15 protein-coding genes are annotated in these 16483 nt (G+C 47.8%); 11 read left to right on the top strand and 4 right to left on the bottom strand.

The window, feature by feature from the left end; all coding sequences use genetic code 11:
• The first annotated feature begins 227 nt into the window (after nt 1-227).
• The 7 genes from FA954_RS02565 (at nt 228) to FA954_RS02595 (ending at nt 9539) form a co-directional block, all read left to right on the top strand.
• A complete protein-coding gene (locus FA954_RS02565) occupies nt 228-605 on the top strand; it encodes a DUF488 domain-containing protein (RefSeq protein WP_037993177.1) in 378 nt (125 codons plus the stop codon).
• 97 nt (nt 606-702) lie between these two features.
• The gene (locus tag FA954_RS02570) at nt 703-2757 is read left to right on the top strand and encodes a BglG family transcription antiterminator (protein WP_037993174.1); all 2055 of its coding nucleotides are present in this window, start codon (nt 703-705) and stop codon (nt 2755-2757) included.
• The gene (locus FA954_RS02575) at nt 2754-3020 is read left to right on the top strand and encodes a PTS sugar transporter subunit IIB (protein WP_175413164.1); all 267 of its coding nucleotides are present in this window, start codon (nt 2754-2756) and stop codon (nt 3018-3020) included. Before FA954_RS02570 ends, FA954_RS02575 begins: the two co-directional genes overlap by 4 nt.
• Nucleotides 3021-3048: 28 nt before the next feature.
• A complete protein-coding gene (locus tag FA954_RS02580; RefSeq protein WP_037993235.1) occupies nt 3049-4314 on the top strand; it encodes a PTS ascorbate transporter subunit IIC in 1266 nt (421 codons plus the stop codon).
• Between the two features lie 382 nt (nt 4315-4696).
• Entirely contained in the window at nt 4697-5050 is a 354-nt protein-coding gene (locus FA954_RS02585; RefSeq protein WP_231564555.1) for an EsaB/YukD family protein, read from the top strand.
• 21 nt (nt 5051-5071) lie between these two features.
• Nucleotides 5072-9160, top strand: a complete 4089-nt coding sequence (essC, locus tag FA954_RS02590) for a type VII secretion protein EssC (protein WP_138614839.1) — start codon at nt 5072-5074, stop codon at nt 9158-9160.
• A 109-nt stretch (nt 9161-9269) separates the two neighbouring features.
• Nucleotides 9270-9539: a WXG100 family type VII secretion target gene (locus tag FA954_RS02595; protein WP_049720635.1), complete on the top strand. Its 270-nt coding sequence runs from the start codon at nt 9270-9272 to the stop codon at nt 9537-9539.
• An 85-nt stretch (nt 9540-9624) separates the two neighbouring features.
• Here the strand turns inward: FA954_RS02595 and FA954_RS02600 are convergent, their stop codons facing one another.
• The 3 genes from FA954_RS02600 to FA954_RS02610 form a co-directional block, all read right to left on the bottom strand.
• Complete coding sequence (locus FA954_RS02600) at nt 9625-10503, bottom strand: MurR/RpiR family transcriptional regulator (RefSeq protein WP_037993167.1); 879 nt, start codon at nt 10501-10503, stop codon at nt 9625-9627.
• The gene (locus FA954_RS02605; RefSeq protein ID WP_037993166.1) at nt 10500-11870 is read right to left on the bottom strand and encodes an aspartate aminotransferase family protein; all 1371 of its coding nucleotides are present in this window, start codon (nt 11868-11870) and stop codon (nt 10500-10502) included. The genes FA954_RS02600 and FA954_RS02605 overlap by 4 nt, the downstream gene beginning before the upstream one ends.
• 212 nt (nt 11871-12082) lie before the next feature.
• On the bottom strand, nt 12083-12802 hold the full coding sequence (locus tag FA954_RS02610; RefSeq protein ID WP_062843249.1) for a cysteine hydrolase family protein: 720 nt from the start codon (nt 12800-12802) through the stop codon (nt 12083-12085).
• A gap of 188 nt (nt 12803-12990) precedes the next feature.
• On the opposite strand from FA954_RS02610, the gene FA954_RS02615 reads away from it, so the two are divergent.
• Complete coding sequence (locus tag FA954_RS02615; protein WP_049720632.1) at nt 12991-13458, top strand: hypothetical protein; 468 nt, start codon at nt 12991-12993, stop codon at nt 13456-13458.
• A gap of 235 nt (nt 13459-13693) precedes the next feature.
• Here the strand turns inward: FA954_RS02615 and FA954_RS02620 are convergent, their stop codons facing one another.
• A complete protein-coding gene (locus FA954_RS02620) occupies nt 13694-13927 on the bottom strand; it encodes a hypothetical protein (protein ID WP_049720631.1) in 234 nt (77 codons plus the stop codon).
• 156 nt (nt 13928-14083) lie between these two features.
• On the opposite strand from FA954_RS02620, the gene FA954_RS02625 reads away from it, so the two are divergent.
• The 3 genes from FA954_RS02625 to FA954_RS02635 all read left to right on the top strand — a co-directional run bounded on the left by FA954_RS02625 (nt 14084) and on the right by FA954_RS02635 (nt 16374).
• The gene (locus FA954_RS02625) at nt 14084-14824 is read left to right on the top strand and encodes a thioesterase II family protein (protein ID WP_049720630.1); all 741 of its coding nucleotides are present in this window, start codon (nt 14084-14086) and stop codon (nt 14822-14824) included.
• Nucleotides 14825-14838: 14 nt separating this feature from the next.
• Nucleotides 14839-15603 carry a 4'-phosphopantetheinyl transferase family protein gene (locus FA954_RS02630; protein WP_138614840.1) on the top strand — a complete coding sequence of 255 codons (765 nt, stop codon included), beginning with the start codon at nt 14839-14841 and terminating at the stop codon, nt 15601-15603.
• Nucleotides 15604-15681: 78 nt separating this feature from the next.
• Nucleotides 15682-16374 (top strand): hypothetical protein, encoded by a 693-nt coding sequence (locus tag FA954_RS02635; protein ID WP_138614841.1) that lies wholly within the window; start codon nt 15682-15684, stop codon nt 16372-16374.
• Nucleotides 16375-16483: the final 109 nt, after the last annotated feature.

Here is a 16483-nt window from a genome sequence, read left to right on the forward strand (position 1 = left end):
TATCCAAAGAAGTCAGAAGGGAAACCAAAAACGGCAACAACACGGAAATCGTCGGGGATTCCCAAATGTTTGCGGATATAATTTTCTCTTTTTTCGATCCCGCTTCGTTCTCGGAAGGATAAACCGCTCACCGACCACCCCGTCCTGTTTCAAATTGAAGGACATTTGTGCCGGAATTGGTTTTTTGACAGATTGGTATAATAATTTGAAAACAGGAGGATGCGGAAATGGTTTATCAATTGAAATTGAAACGGATCTATGAACCACCTGTCCGCGAAGATGGGAAACGGATTTTGGTTGATCGCTTGTGGCCACGCGGAGTCAAAAAAGAGCAAACCCGTTTGGATGAATGGATGAAAGAGGTTGCGCCGAGTCCGGAGTTGCGCCGTTGGTTTGGCCACCGGCCGGATCGTTTTGAGAAGTTTCGCGTGCTTTACCGGAAGGAATTGGCCACTGATCCCGGATGCAGACAATGGGTCGACCGGATTTGCCGGTATTTGCAAGAGGATCATGTCACCCTCCTTTATGCAGCCAAAGATCCAATTCACAACCATGCCGCGGTTCTGCGGGAATGGGTGAAAAATCAATGCTTGGATAATCCATAACCCAAATTTGTACAAAGGGGTTGGACAAAAATTGGGATGAAAACGTTTTCTATCTCCTGCGTTTTTTCCTTATACTGAAGAAAGAAAGGGATGATCCATGCAACTTGATGAACGCTGTATTCGATTGCTTCATGAAATTGCATCCCGCCCGGGCAGTTCATGGAAACAATTGCAGGAAAGGCTGGGGCTGTCCCGACGCCAGATCACCTATGATTTGGAGAAGATTAATTCCTGGTTGAAAGAAGAAAATCTCCCGGCGATTCGATATGTCCGGCAGCATGGATTTGTCATCCCTTCTTCATTGGAGGAATACTTGCAAAGATGGGATGCCGTCGAACAAAAAAATTATGTTTGGACCGGCACTGAACGAGTGAATATGCTCTTGCTTTCGCTTTTGATTGCAAGAGAACCGTGGTCGCTCGTCCATGTCACCAGTTTATTGGACGTAAGCCGGAACACGGCACTGGCCGATCTGAAAGAAGCGAGGAAAAAGGCTCGCAAAGCCGGAGTGAATTTGATCTATTCGCGGGCTGACGGGTACCGCTTTGCCGGCCCGGAGTGGAAGCAAAGGAACTTGTTAAGGTGGCTAGTGATCGAGTGCATTCGCTGGGATAACGGTGAAATGCTTTTAAACACCGTGTTGGATCAAGGCACGGGAATTTCCGCTGACCAAGTGTTGCATCAGTTGGAAGAGACCGAAAAACGGCTGGATATCCGTTATATGGATGAACATTTGAATCAGCTGAAATATTTGTTGATGTTTTTAATCCGGAGAATCGAAGAGGGGAACCGGGTCCGATGGCCGGAAAAGTGGGATGAAATTACGCGTACAAAAGCATTTGCGGCGGCCGGAAACCTGCTGAAAAGGCTGCTTCGTTTCCCGCTTTCCGATCCGGTTTTCAGTCGCGAACAAGCTTATATCGCCTTGCTTTTGCTGACGGGAAACATTTTTTCTCAGGCGGATCAGCCGATGCACGAATTGGCGGAAAAGATGATCGGGCGTTTTGAGCAAATCGGATGCCTTTATTTTTCGGAAAAGGAACAATTGGCTTCGATGATCGCCATGCATCTGGATCCGGCTTATTACCGGATTAAATACGGGCTGACACTGCCCAATCCTTTGAAGAACATCATTTTAGAGGAGCATGAAGCCCTCCATTTCCTGGTGAAAAAGTGTGCCGTTCCGTTTGAAGAAAAAGTAGGGAAACCCATTCCGGAAGACGAATTGGCTTATCTTACCATGCATTTTGGGGGATGGCTCCGACGACAAGGATTGGAATTGACCAACCGGCCGAAAGCGGTGGTGGTTTGCCCCAACGGAATTGCCATTTCCAATTTGCTGACCCACGGGCTCAGGGATTTGTTTCCGGATATCCTGTTTTTGGATGCGGTAACGGTGAGGGAGTTCTTTTCCAAACGTTATCCGTGTGACTTGGTTTTTTCCACGGTGTTTTTGCGGACGCAAGCAAAATTATTTTTGATTCCTCCGATTTTGACCCAAGAAGAAAAAGTGCGTTTAAGAAGTGAAGTTTCCAGGGAAATTTACGGTTTTTCCACGAATGAGGAGCATATCTTGAACATCATTGAGCAGTACGCGGACATTCATGACCGGGCTGGTCTGTCCAAAGCGTTGGCTTCGCTGTTCGCGCAAAACCATTTCGCTCCTTCATCAATAAAGGAGAGTCAGAAACCGATGTTGAACGAATTAATCACCGAACAGACGATTCAACTGGCCAAGAAGGCTGATTCATGGGAAGACGCCATCCGGCTGGCTGCAAAGCCGCTGGTCCAAAAAGGATGTGTCAAAGAACAATATGTCCAAGCCATGATTGATTCGATCCATGAATTGGGGCCCTATGTCGTGTTGGCACCGAAAGTGGCCATTCCTCATGCACGGCCGGATGACGGAGTTCATCAACTGTCGATGAGTTTTTTGCGATTGGAAGAAGGGGTGCTTTTTCCGCAACAGAAAAAGGTCCATTTACTCTTTGTGCTGGCGGCGGTGGACAGTGAATCCCATTTGCTGGCGCTTGCACAATTGTCGGAAATGTTATCCGATGAAGCGGAGATCGAGAAGCTCATCCAAGCACAAACCCCGGAAGAAGTTTTGCAGATGATTCACCAATATTCGAAAGGAGATGGCGTATCATGAAAATCTTGGTGGTATGCGGAAATGGACTGGGCAGCAGTTTTATCATGGAGCTGAACGTGAAAAAAGCATTGAATGAATTGGGCAAAGAAGCGGAAGTGGGGCATACCGATTTGGCGTCAGCCCGTTCGGAAGAGGCGGATCTTTATATCGGAGCGCAAGATATTATTTCACAACTTGATGATGGAACCCGCAACATTGTCGCACTGGAAAATGTAATGAATCTTGAGGAAATCAAAACCAAAATCGCTCCTTATCTCGATTGACATAATGGACAGGAAGTTGGCGATGAAAATGGAACTTTTAAATGTTTTTCTCGATATTTTGGCAACGCCTGCGATCCTTGTGGGTGTTTTTGCCTTGATCGGTTTGCTGTTGCAGAAAAAAGAGGTTTCGCAAGTCATTTCGGGAACGTTGAAAACGGTACTCGGTTTTATTTTGATTACTGCCGGTGGCAATGTCATCATCAGTTCGCTGGATGTGTTCGGGCAAATGTTCAACCGTGCCTTTTCCATTTCGGGGGTCATTCCGAACAATGAAGCCATTGTGGCTGTGGCTCAAAGCACATTTGGGACGCAAACGGCTTTGATCATGGTTTTCGGAATGGTCGTGAACCTGATTTTGGCCCGGTTTACCCCGCTCAAATTTGTCTTTCTCACCGGACACCATACCTTGTTTATGGCTTGCCTGATTGCGGTGATCTTGTCCACCGCCGGATTGAATGGGGCCCTGTTGGTGATTGTCGGTTCTGTGATTCTGGGGATTTTGATGGTGGTTTCCCCGGCGATTTTGTTCCCGTATGTCCGTAAAATCACGGGGTCTGACGATTTTGCCGTGGGTCACTTTGGTTCCGTGGGCTATTTGGTGGCAGGCGCCGTTGGAAAATGGACCGGGGATAAGTCAAAATCGACCGAATCGATCAAAGTGCCGAAGCAGCTGGGATTTTTAAGGGATACGTCGGTTGCCGTTTCTCTGACGATGGCGATCCTGTTTATAGTGGTGGCGCTTTTTACCGGATCGGGGTATATTGAGTCGCAGCTTTCCGACGGACAAAACTATCTGGTGTATTCCCTGATTCAGGCCATTACCTTTGCAGCCGGTGTGTATGTGGTGTTGGCCGGGGTGCGGATGTTGATCGGCGAAATTGTCCCCGCTTTTAAAGGATTCGCGGAAAAACTGGTGCCCGATGCCAAGCCGGCGTTGGACTGTCCGACGGTGTTCCCGTTTGCTCCCAATGCCGTGATTATCGGCTTTTTATCCAGCTTTGTTGCGGGATTGGTCAGCATGTTTGTGTTGCCGCTATTCGGCCTGCGGGTGATTGTTCCGGGACTTGTCCCCCATTTCTTTACCGGGGCGACCGCAGGGGTGTTTGGCAATGCGACCGGCGGGCGCCGCGGGGCGATCTTGGGCGCGTTTGCCAACGGACTCATCATCAGCTTTTTGCCGGCTCTGTTGTTGCCGGCGTTGGGGGATTTGGGATTCCGGGAAACGACCTTTGGGGATGCCGACTTTGGCGTTGTCGGACTCATTTTGAGTTTCCTGGCAGATTTCTTTTCATAAAGGAAATATTTTAAAGGGATGCGGGCCGTTTTGGATCCGCATCCCTTTATTGTGCAAAAAAGAAGCAACGTGGGGAAAATTGCTTATTCACAAAATATACACGAGTTTTCCGTATTGATTATTATACATTTAATGATTAAAATTTATATTAATGGAATCCGGAGATTTTTCCTTTAAAAAATAAAAATTGTCATAGCAGGATGTTCATTCCTTGTGATTGGATGAAGGAAAGTATACATAATTTCATGATGGAGTCAAAAAGTGTGAAGTATTTGAAAATGTGGAAATTGATGCAAAAATGAGTCGATCGGTTTTTGAGGGGGAATCATTTCATTCCCCCCTTTCGGTTTCTTAAAAAGAAAGGAGGGAGCGGCGGTTGAGTGTGATTGTCACCGTGATTTACGGTTCCGACGAAAAAAAAGACTGGGTGGATTTGGAACTTCCCACCGATGTTCAAGTCGGAGAGTTGATTCCGATCATGGTTGAAACGCTTGAAGAACATCTGCAAAACATACAGGACCGGTTTGTCTTGGAGATCAAAAACAAAAACAGCAATTGGGAAAAAATGAATGAAAAAAAGACGCTTCAAAACTATGGAGTCATGGACGGGTTTTATCTCCGGATTCAAAGAAAGCCGTTGGAAGAAGAAAAACATGACGATCTGGCCGAACAGCTGGGCTTGATTGAAAAAGAAGAGATCAAGGGGATTCTTGAAACTTGGAAGACCGATGGTTAAACCGGTAAAGGAGAGAAAGTGATGAGCATTATTTTTCAGAGATCACCGAGGATCAAGGAAGAGATGCCCCGGGAAGTCATTGAGATCAGCGAACCGCCTCAAAAGCCGACGGCGCCGACTTTTTCTTACGTGCAATTGATCTTCCCCATTCTCATGACCTGTACCACCATCGGGTTGTATATTTACATGATTAAATCGGGGAAATTGGGGAATTCCAGTTGGTATATGTTTTCGATCATCTCTTCCGTTATGATGGCTTTTTCGTACATCCTTCCGTTTTTCACTTACTTATCAAACAAGAAGAAATATAAACAAGACTTGGTCGAACGGGAGAGAAAATACCGGAATCTCCTGAAAAAATACCAAGAAGATCTGGAACAAAAGGAAAACCGGCAAGCGGAACTGCTCCGGAAATGGAATCCCTCGCCGCATGAATGCCTGAGAAGAATGCAGCGGAGAGACAGTTCCTTGTGGGAACGTTCGCCGCATGACAGCGATTTTTTGTCCTTGCGGTTGGGAAATGGCGATGTGCCTTCAACGCTGACGATCGTGGCGCCGAAACAGGATGAATATGAGCGGGAACCGCTCATCGATGAGGCCAAAGAACTGGAGAAAGAATACGGTCTCTTGGAAGACGTCCCGGTGTTGCTCCCGTTGAACAAACGGCAAGTGGTGGGGGTTGTCGGAGACCGGGATTCGATTTTAAGCACCTTCCGCAATCTGATCATTCAAATCGTGACGCACCATTCGCCGGATGAAGTGAAAATCGTTTCTTTTTATAACGAGGAAGAAGCCGATCGCTGGGATTGGATCCGGTGGTTTCCCCATGTTTGGGATGACCAGCGCCGAGTGCGGTACTTGGCATCCAATTATGAAGAAGCCCGGGAATTGGTCGATCACTTGTATGAAGTTTTGCGCCGCCGGAAACGGAACAAAAACCGGGAAATGATGGGGATGGAACTCCCTTATTATGTTTTTCTCATTTCCGACCCCGGTTTGTTGGAAGATGAAGCGATCCTGCCTTTGATTTTGAAAGAGCCGGATTTAGTCGGTGCGCGTACCTTGTTGCTTGCCGACTCCAAAGAAGTTTTGCCCATGCAATGTCAGGCGGTGCTTGAAGTGCAAGAGGGAGGCGGCATCCTGAAAGAGACGAACTATACCAAGGTCGAAAAAGAAGAAGACAAGTGGGAATACAAGTTTTATCCGGACCATGTTTCGCTGGAAATTGCGGATTTGTCCGCACGGGCATTGGCTCCGGTCCGTTTGAAAGCCAACCGTTCCAATCAAATCCCGCAATTGCTGACTTTGTTCGACTTATTGGAAGTTGAGAAGATGGAGGAAATGGATGTCAAGCGCCTCTGGGAGCGGAACCGTTTCCCCAACACATTGCCGGTTGCGGTGGGAATGAGCGCCGGCGGGAAGAAAGTCCGCTTGAATATTCACGATAAAATCGAGCGGCAAGGACACGGTCCGCACGGGCTGATCGCCGGTACGACCGGTTCGGGGAAAAGTGAAGTGATTCAAGCCTTGATCGCGGCACAAGCGCTGAAATATCATCCGCATGATATCGCTTATTTGTTGATTGACTATAAAGGGGGCGGGATGTCCAATATTTTTGAAAACCTCCCGCATTTGGCCGGCGTGATTACCAACTTGGACGGAAATCTTATTGAAAGGGCCAAGATTTCGTTAAAAGCGGAATTGATGAGGCGTGAACGGATTTTTAAAGAGGCAGGAAACATTCAGCATATTGATGAATATTTCAGGTCGGGCCATGCCGAAGAAAATCCGCTTCCTCATTTGGTGATTATTATCGACGAATTTGCGGAGTTGAAAAAAGAGCAACCCGAATTCATGAATGAATTGATCTCGATTGCGGCCAAAGGAAGAACCTTGGGGGTTCACTTGATTTTGGCCACGCAAAAACCGGCAGGGGTTGTGGATGACAAGATTTGGAGTAACGCCCGTTTCCGAGTCTGCTTGCGCGTACAAGATGAAGCAGACAGCCGTGAAATGTTGAAAATCCCGGATGCTGCATGGATCACCAACCCGGGACGCGGTTATTTCCAAGTGGGTAGCAATGAACTGTTGGAGTTGGTTCAATTTGCATGGAGCGGGGCTCCTTACCGCCCGGATTCTTCGCAAAATCAAGAAGCATCCATCAAGGAAGTGCTCTTGACGGGAAGAAGAGTGGACCGGACGAAACGAACATCGTCCGTGAAGAAGAAAAAAGAAGGAAGAACCCAAAAACAATTGGATGTGCTGGTGGATTATTTGGCCGAACAAGCCAGAGAAATGGGGATCAAACCGGTTGGCGGCCCATGGCTCCCGCCTTTGCCCAAACAGCTCTTTTTGGAAGAGTTGCGTGGGGAAAACGCGCCCGGTTGGGACGGGGAAACCTGGCAGCCGACAGAAAACTGGCTGGAACCGGCAGTCGGTTTGTTTGACGACCCGGAAAACCAAAATCAGGATACGTTGCGCATTCCGTTGAACGAAGGCCATTTGCCGGTATACGGAATGCCGGGAACCGGTAAAACCACATTTGTACAAAATCTGCTGATGTCACTGGCTTTGGAACATTCACCGGATGATGTGCATATGTATGTCCTGGACTTTGGTCGCATGTTCCGTGATTTGGCAAATCTCCCGCATATGGGGGCAATCATTCAGGATGACGAGCCGGACCGGGTGAAACGCTTGTTCCGTTACCTGACGCAGGAAATGGAACGCAGGCGGGATAAAATCGTTGAGTCCGGAGCAAAAACCTTCCAGGCTTACCGCAAGTCGGCATCGGAAAAAATTCCGGCCATCATCGTGGTGCTGGACGGGTATGTCAGCTTCAAGTCGACGTATGAGGAAGAACATCATCAATTGGAGAAATTGCTCCGTACCGGCGTGGGCTTCGGAATCCACTTCATTGTCACCATGAACCAATTAAGTGACATGTTTGACCGGGTGAGAAACAACTTCTCCTTGGGGGTTTCCTTTGAGCTGGCAGATCCGAGCGATTATTATTACGCAGTGGGCCGTTTAAGGACACCGCCGGTAAGTTTGCCGGAAGGGCGCGGATTTGTCAAAGGACAGGTTCCGCCTTTGGAATTCCAGAGCGCACTTCCGTCCGAAGGTGCGGATGAAATCGAGCGGTCCCGGACATTGCGGGAGAAAGCGCAGCTTCTCGCGGATGCTTGGGCCGGAAAACGCCCGAAAGAAATCGGTTCTCTGCCGGAAGTGGTGGAACTGCAAGAGCTGATTGTCAAACATGAAGAAAACCAGGCTTCCTTGAATCATTTGGAAGCACCGGTCGCCATCTCCATGGATGATTTGACCCCGTTTTATGTCAGTTTGAAGGACGGTCCTTACTTTGTGGTCGGAAGCCCGGTGGAAGGTGGCAAAACGTCTTTCTTGCAAACATGGATGTTGTCCCTTTCCTATTTTTATTCACCGGATGAAATCGAATTTTATTTAGTGGACTTCCGCCTCGGGGATCAAGGGTTGGCCATGGTGACAGGACTTCCCCATGTGAAGGGATATGCCACCGACGAAGAGGAACTGAAGGAAGTTTTAAAGCAGATTGATGAGAAATTGAGCAAGCGCGTGAAACCGAAAGGGTTTGAAGCCGTTTTGGCTGCCGCCAATGAAAAGAAAAAGGAAGGCCCGGCGATTGTGCTGGTAATCGATGATGCCGATTACTTCAGCAAACGGATGAATAACTTTGATCTTCAAAATCAGCTGAACCAAATTGCAACGCAGGGGCGGAGTAAAAACTTCTACATGATCATCTCCGGAACCCCCTCGAACTTCCCGTACAGCAGTGATAACTGGCTGGCGGAAGTAAAAGCCATGGAAACCGGCTTTTTGTTTGCAAGTCTGGATCCGAATGATTTGTCGTTCTTCAAGATTCCAACATCGGAGTCGAGGGCTTACTCCATGGGGCCGATTCAGCAAAGTTTGCGGGCCGGTGAAGGGTATTTCGCAAAACGGCGTTACACCAAAGTGAAAGGAGCACTTCCTTATTCAGGGGATTGGACGCCGGTTACTTGGACGGAACGGATAAGACAGCGTTGGCCGTCTGTTGAAAAAAAACCGTCCGAAAGTGTTGATGAAGCATGATGAAACACTTTTCATATAAAATATAAAAGGAAGAATATTGCTATAACAATAATTTTTGTATATAATTTCAATGTATATATTTTGGCTTTTACGAAAGGAGTTATACGGAATGCCTCGTATTCAAATTGATCCGGCTCAGGTCGAGCAAGTAGCTAACCAATTCCAAGCAAAACGCCAAGAAAGTGAGCAAATCATCCAACACTTGAGAAGCCAAATCAACAGCCTCGAAGGTCAATGGGAAGGTATGACCAAACAACGTTTCTTTAATGATTTCCAAGAAGCAGAACAAAACATGAAAAACTTCACCTTGCTCTTGGAAAACATTTCAACCGCATTGAAACAAATCGCCACCAAATTCCGTCAAACCGACGAAGCTTAATGGGATTTGGGACAAGCAGATCCGACGCCAGACGGATCTGCTTTTTTTATGCAATTAAAAAAACCTCCTGATTTCCAGGAGGTTTTTATTCTTTCTTGGGAGAATCCGGCTGGTGATAGATGCCTTCCATCTCCCATAAGGATTCCATGTTTTTCAGGTGTCGGGTGATTTCGTTTTTGTTCATCCGTGCGACTGCCGTCAAAAGCGCGTTGATCAAGCTTAGCGGGGCAACAAATGAGTCCAAAAACGACGGCAGGTTACTCGCGGCCACCAGGCACACATCCGAGACGCCGGCCAATGGGGAGCTGTGTGCGTCCGTAATGGCCAAGACCGGCACGTTTCTTTTTCTGACGAATTGCATGGCTTGGATCGTCCGCGAGGTGTAACGGGGAAAACTGATGCCAATCACCAGGTCTTTTTCCGTCAGGGTGGATAATTTCTCAAACATGGTGTCCGATTCGGTAATCAACTCTGCATGCTTTTTTAACAATTGCAAGTAGAAGGTGAGAAAAAAGCCCAACGAGTGGGAACTGCGAAGAGCGACCACCGTGATGGTATCGGCATGATGAATTTGTTTGGCCGCCTCGCTGAAGTCTTTGGCATCCAGCATTTGAATCGTTTGGTTGAGATTGGCGATGTCGTCGTTCAGAATTTCGTAGGCAATCCGCTGTTCTTCCGGGTAAATGTCACCGGCCAGATCCAATCTCTCCACCGTGGTGATCCGTTTTCGCAGTTGTTCCTGTAAACTGTGCTGCATGTCGGTGAATCCGGAATAGCCGAGGAAAGTGGAAAAACGGATAATCGTGGCTTCCCCCACTCCCGCCCGTTCTGCCAACTTGGCCGTGGTCAGAAATGCAGCGGTATCCGGATTGTTTTCGATATAGCGGGCGATTTGGCGCTGGGCTTTGCTCATCTGACTGCTCTTCTGGCGAATTCTTTGAAAAATGTCCGGTTGTTTTGTCAAACCATCATCTCCTGTTTAATCAGTTTCAAAACCCCCTTTTCAAATTGTTCCAGGGTTTCATCAATGATTTCCGGAGTGTGTGCCACTGAGGTGGAAAAGCGGTTCAGCGGTTTTATATAAATCCCCTGTTCCAATAATAAAAAATCCAATTTTTTGCGTAAGTCACGATTGGAGTTCAATACATCGTAAACTTGTCGGATGGGGCGATTCGTAAACACCAGATTAAAGATGCTGCCCACTCCCACTGTTTTGCCGTCGAGACCGTGGCGGTTCAAGATTTCCTCGATTCCGTTCCGCAAGCGCATAGTATTCTTTTCCAAAGATGAATAAACATCCTTCTTTTCCAAGAGTTGCAGCGTGGCCCATCCTGCTGCAAGGGTTAAGGGATGACCATTGTGCGTCCCGCTGTGAAACAAAGGTTTTTCGCCGGCATTGCCCGATTCCATGGATAAGATGTCCGTTCCGCGGGTGGGGGAGCATAAATCCAGGATGTCTTTTCGTCCTCCGACCACACCGACCGGAAAACCGCCGCCCAACACTTTGCCCAGTGTGGTCAGATCGGGGGAGACCCCGTAATAGCCTTGCGCTCCCGCCAAGCTGATGCGGAAACCGGTTTTGATCTCATCAAAGATGAGTACCATGTTCCGCTCCCGGGTTACTTCCCGGAGTCCTTTTAAAAATTCCGGGTCCGGCGGGATGTACCCGGCTTGAACCGGTTCCAGGATCACGGCACCGATCTCCGCGTGATGCCTCCGGAGAAATTCGGCGGTTCGGTCCAAATCATTAAAAGGGAGAACCAGCGTGTTTGCCACGATGTCTTCAGACAATCCATAAGAATCGGAGGTGGCGACGGGCATGGCCCCGGAAACCGGGGATGAGGGATTGACATTGATCAAAACCTGGTCGAAACTGCCATGATAATGCCCGTCAAACTTGACGATTTTCTTTTTTCCGGTCCAGGCGGTTGCCAGCCGAATGGCCAAGAGGGTCGCTTCCATCCCGGAATGGGTATAGCGGACTTTCTCGATTCCGGGATACAGGCCTGCCAGGCGTTCGGCCATTTGTTGCTCCAAAGCGTGAGGAGTTCCAAACGAAGTGGTTCCCCATTCGTTCAACACCGTTTGGATCGCACGGTTGACAGCGAGATGGCCGTGTCCCAAGACAAGGGCTCCGTAACATAAGTTGTAGTCAATATAACGGTTTTTGTCTATATCCCATAAATAGGCCCCGTCAGCTTTTTCCATCATGATCGGATAAGGTGAAAAATATTTGATATTGGCGGTCACACCCCCGGGTAACCATTGGCAAGCCTCTTGGTAAGCTTGGGCGGAACCGGAAGTTTGTTTTGCAAAGGAAGAAGTGAACATCACGGGCACCTCGCTCAGAAATATTTACTCCATATAAATAAATAAACAGAGTATATACTCCATTTTTCACACAATGGAGCACTTGTAAAACCGGAAGAAGAACGAAAAGAAGCGGGAAATCCTGTGAAAACGGCGTTTTGATCCGGAAAACTCCGGCTCCCTTTGAATTCTGCACAAAAAAACATGTCTTTCCGACATGTGGAGTGATCACATTATTCAATTTGTCGGTTTAAATATTTCTGCAGAATGGCTTCCAGTTGTCTTCCGGCCGGCATCCGCCAGTCTCTTTGCATCCGGGCGGCGGTTTCCAATACGTTGGTCAGCAAAACTCCCGCAGATTGCAATTGCTGGCTGACCATCCATATTCCGCCGGCGGTGTGAGAGCAGGAAACGTCCATCAGGGCGTAAGAGGTGTAACCGTGTTGGACGGCAGTGGAGGCCGGCAGGGTTAAACTGATCTCTGCAATGGCTCCGGCCCAGAAAAGGTTTCTTCTTCCGGCTTGCCGGATGGTGCCGGAAAAGCAGGAGTCATCCCAGGGGTTGACGGTGGTGCGGGAAATGATGACGGGTTTGGAATGCAGTTTTCTCCATTCGGGGATGAGGGAGGCATCCGATAACCCCAAGCTGCCATAGGTCATGATGACGGGCAGATGGAAAAGGTTGATCACTTGGATCAAGGTTTTCAGATTGTCCCGGGTTTGCGTGTTTTCCGTAACCAAAGGTTCAAGATAGTCGTTTAAGATCACCAGACTGTTTTCCGGATCCGGCATTTCGGTTTGCCGGTTGTAACCGTTCCTGCTCACCGGCTGAGGCCTGCCCGTCCTGAAAAACGGCTGATTCTCATAGTGTACTTCATGATGAACTTCATGATGGACTTCGGTAAACCGGTTTCCTTCATGGGTGGAGGAAGTGGTTGAATGCTTCGGATACATAGAGATCCCCTTTGCCTTAGGATGTTAATTTATACGTATGCAACAGTCTGCAAAAAAGCGACGCATCAGATGGCCCCCGACGCAATCACCCGGATAAAAAATCATTTTTTTCATGTATTTTGACAAAAATGAAACATTTTTTCGGTATATTATATATTGTCCTATTGATACGAAAAGGAGGAATGATCATGAAACGTTATTGGTCTGTTGTGATGGCTTTTGTCTTCATTTTCTCCATTTCTTTGTCCCAACCGGTTTTTTCCGCGCCGGATTTGGCGGTCCATCCTTCCGCAACGTATGAAGCTGAAGCGGCGGACACCGTTGTTACGGTATCTGCAAAGATTGCGGAGATCCGCGGATATGATTCGGACTATGAACATCAACACATCCTGGTGAATAATATCAATGTGTTGGATATTGAAAATGGAAATGCCAGTGACATTCCCAGCCGGGCGTTTGTCGCGATTCGCATTGATAAATCGGGAATCGGCGGTGAAATCCCCAATCTTCGCGTCGGTGCTTCGATTGTGATCAAAGGGGAATTCATTCCGGAGGACGAAGCGTATAAAACGCCGCATAACTGCTGTGATGCCGTTATTCATTTCACCCATGACCCGGTCGGATATGTTCAATATGACGGGGTGACTTATCGCTAAACCTGAAAGAAGTTGCATATTCAAATAAACAAATCCGATTTACCGGGAGGATGGTATGTCCCGTTTCAGGGAATATTGTCCTCTCGTTTTTTACATACACGATACTCTGTATGATAAATATTTGAATTATGAACGGACAGAGGCCTTCCCGAAACAAAAAAGGACATAACACAGGTGTTGCATGCAATCTGTTATGTCCTTGCATTTGATTTTTTTGGCTGAGGGTGGTTTCTTTTTAAAAAATAAGGAGTTTAATAAACAAAATCGCGGCAAACGGAATAAAAAAGGGGAAGAAAAAAGAAGCTTTCAGTTGTGAATCTTTGTTTTTTCTGAGTGGTTTGAAGTGGATGCCGCCCTTGCTTACCCCTGTGATCACGCCGGTGATGGTGTGTCCGCTGATCAGTTTGATCCGCACGACTTTCCCCTTGTACAAACGGCTTTTCTTTAACCAATGTTTTTTGGCAGGCATGAAATCTCTCCTTTCTTTTCTTTATCATCATATGGAAAAAAGGAGAGACAGACAGGGCGTGTACCTTTGTGCAGGAAGAAAAAGGGATGCATCATTTTAACGAAGAATATCTTTTTTTAGAAACACAGCAGGATTTTTCGGGAAAGGATGACACACGTGCAAAATCCATATCAACTGAAACAGCTCCGGCTTTTTGCTTTTCCTTATGCAGGAGGTTCGTCGAATATTTATCACGACTTGAAATCATATTTGCCGGCGGAAGTCGACTTTTGTCCGGTGGAATTGCCGGGCCGCGGACGCCGGTTGACCGAACCGCTTTGTGAGAATATGGCTTGCTTGGTGGAAGATGTCAGTCAACAAATCAAGGGACAACTCGATCTCCCTTTTGCATTTTTTGGATATAGCATGGGTTCGTTGCTCGCTTATGAGTTGGCCGTCCGGTTTCAGAAAGAGGGGGAAACTCCGGTTGCGCTTTATGTTGCGGCCAGCCGCGCGCCGCATTTACCGCGCCGGGATCTGGACATCGGCGATTTGTCTGATGACGAAGCATTGATCACCAAACTTCGCCAATTAAACGGGACACCGGAAGAAGTCTGGCAAAATCCGGAGTTATTGGAGATTGTGCTTCCGATTTTGCGCGCTGATTTTTCGGTGGTCAGCCGCTATACTTATGAACCGGCAGCCCCGCTTTCATGTCCGGTCATTGCTTTTGGAGGCGAGCGGGACCTGGATGTTTCCGAAGAAGCGCTGCTTGAGTGGGAGCGTCATTCGAACGGTTCATTCCGCCATTACATCTACCCGGGAGACCATTTTTTTATCCATGGAAACAAAGATGACTTTTTCAAGACGTTGAGCCGGGAACTGAATCGTGTCATCAAAGAGAAAGTAAACGGATAAAGGAGCGGTTGTCGTTGCAAACGAAGGATTCATTAATCCCCGGCAGGGTCTGGATTTATCAAACGCCTCTATCAGCGGCGGTCCCGGAACTCGCCGCTCTGTTAAACCATACGGAATTAAAAAGATTTCGTTCATACCAAAAGGAAGAAGATCAAAAACGGTCGCTTTTGTCTTTTGCTTTGCTGCGTTTGTTGCTGTCCCGGTTTACTGGGAAAGATCCCCGAAAGATAAAAATTTCCCGAAATTGCCCTGCTTGCGGAAAGCCGCACGGCAAGCCGCGGGTGATGGATGAAGGACCCATCGAAGTGAACATTTCCCATTCAGGAAAATGGGTGCTGACCGCCATTGCCTGTCACACTCCGGTCGGCATTGACATTGAACAAATCAATCCTGATCTGGTTGAAGATGAAATGGTGAAAAGGGTGCTTTCCGCGGAGGAAATGAAAGAATGGGAGAAATTGCCCCCGGGGGAAAGAAAAGAGGCCTTTTACCGGTACTGGACATGGAAAGAAGCAATCTTGAAAGCGACCGGAGAAGGGTTGGCGGTTTCAATGCCCCGCTTGACGGTGACAAACCGGGATGGTTCTCCGCGATTGACCCGGTGGGAAGGCCGTGAAGACCGGGTCGGGCAAATCGGTTGTCACCCGCTGCAGGTGGATCCGCAATATGCTGCTTGTTTGGCCGTGATCGGACGGGCTGAAGAAATCCTCCTCAGGCAAGGGGAAGAAATTATACAAGCATGGACGAAAAATCAAAACATATGGAGGAGTGCCCGTTGATTTTTGCGGGCTTTTTTATCATGAAGAGAATTTCCCGGACACGGACATGGAGAAATCGCTGGATTGGCAGGGATGATGATGGAGTTCATTCAAATCGGGCCCATGTTGCTTCGCTTGGAGTGGTTTGTTTTTTTCGTGGGCGGAGGTTTGGGAATGGCATTGTCAAGATGGTTGGCGATCAAGAAGAAATTGGATCCTGCTTGGGATTTGGATATTATCATCCAGGCGATTGCCATGGGAATGCTGGTTTGGAAATTAAGTGCGGTGATCTTTGAACCTTCATTGTTTTTGAAATATCACTGGACCATTGTTTACTTGCCTCCTTCCGGGAATGGGGATTGGTTGGGATTGTTGATTGCACTTTCCTATTTGGGGATTTATTTTTTCCGGTTAAAAAAACAGATGCGCCGCGGATGTTTGGACCTGTTCGGTGTTTTGATGGGGGTCGTGCTGGCGGTGAATCAATGGATCCGTGTTTTTTGGGATGGGGCTTGGAGCCTTCAGTGGATTCATTTGCCGGTGGCGGTTTTGCACAGCATGATTTTGTACTGGCTCTGGAGGCAGGGATTGAGAAAGATGGGAACGGGGGAAGTGTTTGCTGATTTTTTGGCTTTTTCCGGCTTGGTTTTGCTTGCCGGTTCCTTTCCGGTGTTTCACCCGGATCCCTTGATGTTTTTTGTGAAAACCGAATGGCTGGGCTTTTTCATGACCATTGCCGGACTCGTTTTGTACCTTATGCTTGATCAAGACAAAGGGAAAAACCGCTTCTAAGTCATTGGGCGGAAATGGCACGGCCTGGCCGGGTTATCCGGACCTTTGGGCATGAAGTGTTTATTGTCGGAAGCAGGGTAGCCATGGAATGGTTTTCACAATGAATGCT

It is taken from the genome of Thermoactinomyces vulgaris (assembly GCF_005886755.1).
In the GTDB taxonomy this organism is placed as follows: domain Bacteria; phylum Bacillota; class Bacilli; order Thermoactinomycetales; family Thermoactinomycetaceae; genus Thermoactinomyces; species Thermoactinomyces vulgaris.

Bases quoted from the DNA above. Each gene is read 5' to 3' on its own strand.
- FA954_RS02570 (WP_037993174.1), top strand. From the start codon at position 703: ATGCAACTTGATGAACGCTGTATTCGATTGCTTCATGAAATTGCATCC.
- FA954_RS02580 (WP_037993235.1), top strand. From the start codon at position 3,049: ATGGAACTTTTAAATGTTTTTCTCGATATTTTGGCAACGCCTGCGATC.
- essC (WP_138614839.1), top strand. From the start codon at position 5,072: ATGAGCATTATTTTTCAGAGATCACCGAGGATCAAGGAAGAGATGCCC.
- FA954_RS02615 (WP_049720632.1), top strand. From the start codon at position 12,991: ATGAAACGTTATTGGTCTGTTGTGATGGCTTTTGTCTTCATTTTCTCC.
- FA954_RS02635 (WP_138614841.1), top strand. From the start codon at position 15,682: ATGGAGTTCATTCAAATCGGGCCCATGTTGCTTCGCTTGGAGTGGTTT.
- FA954_RS02595 (WP_049720635.1), top strand. From the start codon at position 9,270: ATGCCTCGTATTCAAATTGATCCGGCTCAGGTCGAGCAAGTAGCTAAC.
- FA954_RS02610 (WP_062843249.1), bottom strand. From the start codon at position 12,802: ATGTATCCGAAGCATTCAACCACTTCCTCCACCCATGAAGGAAACCGG.
- FA954_RS02575 (WP_175413164.1), top strand. From the start codon at position 2,754: ATGAAAATCTTGGTGGTATGCGGAAATGGACTGGGCAGCAGTTTTATC.
- FA954_RS02565 (WP_037993177.1), top strand. From the start codon at position 228: ATGGTTTATCAATTGAAATTGAAACGGATCTATGAACCACCTGTCCGC.
- FA954_RS02620 (WP_049720631.1), bottom strand. From the start codon at position 13,927: ATGCCTGCCAAAAAACATTGGTTAAAGAAAAGCCGTTTGTACAAGGGG.
- FA954_RS02605 (WP_037993166.1), bottom strand. From the start codon at position 11,870: ATGTTCACTTCTTCCTTTGCAAAACAAACTTCCGGTTCCGCCCAAGCT.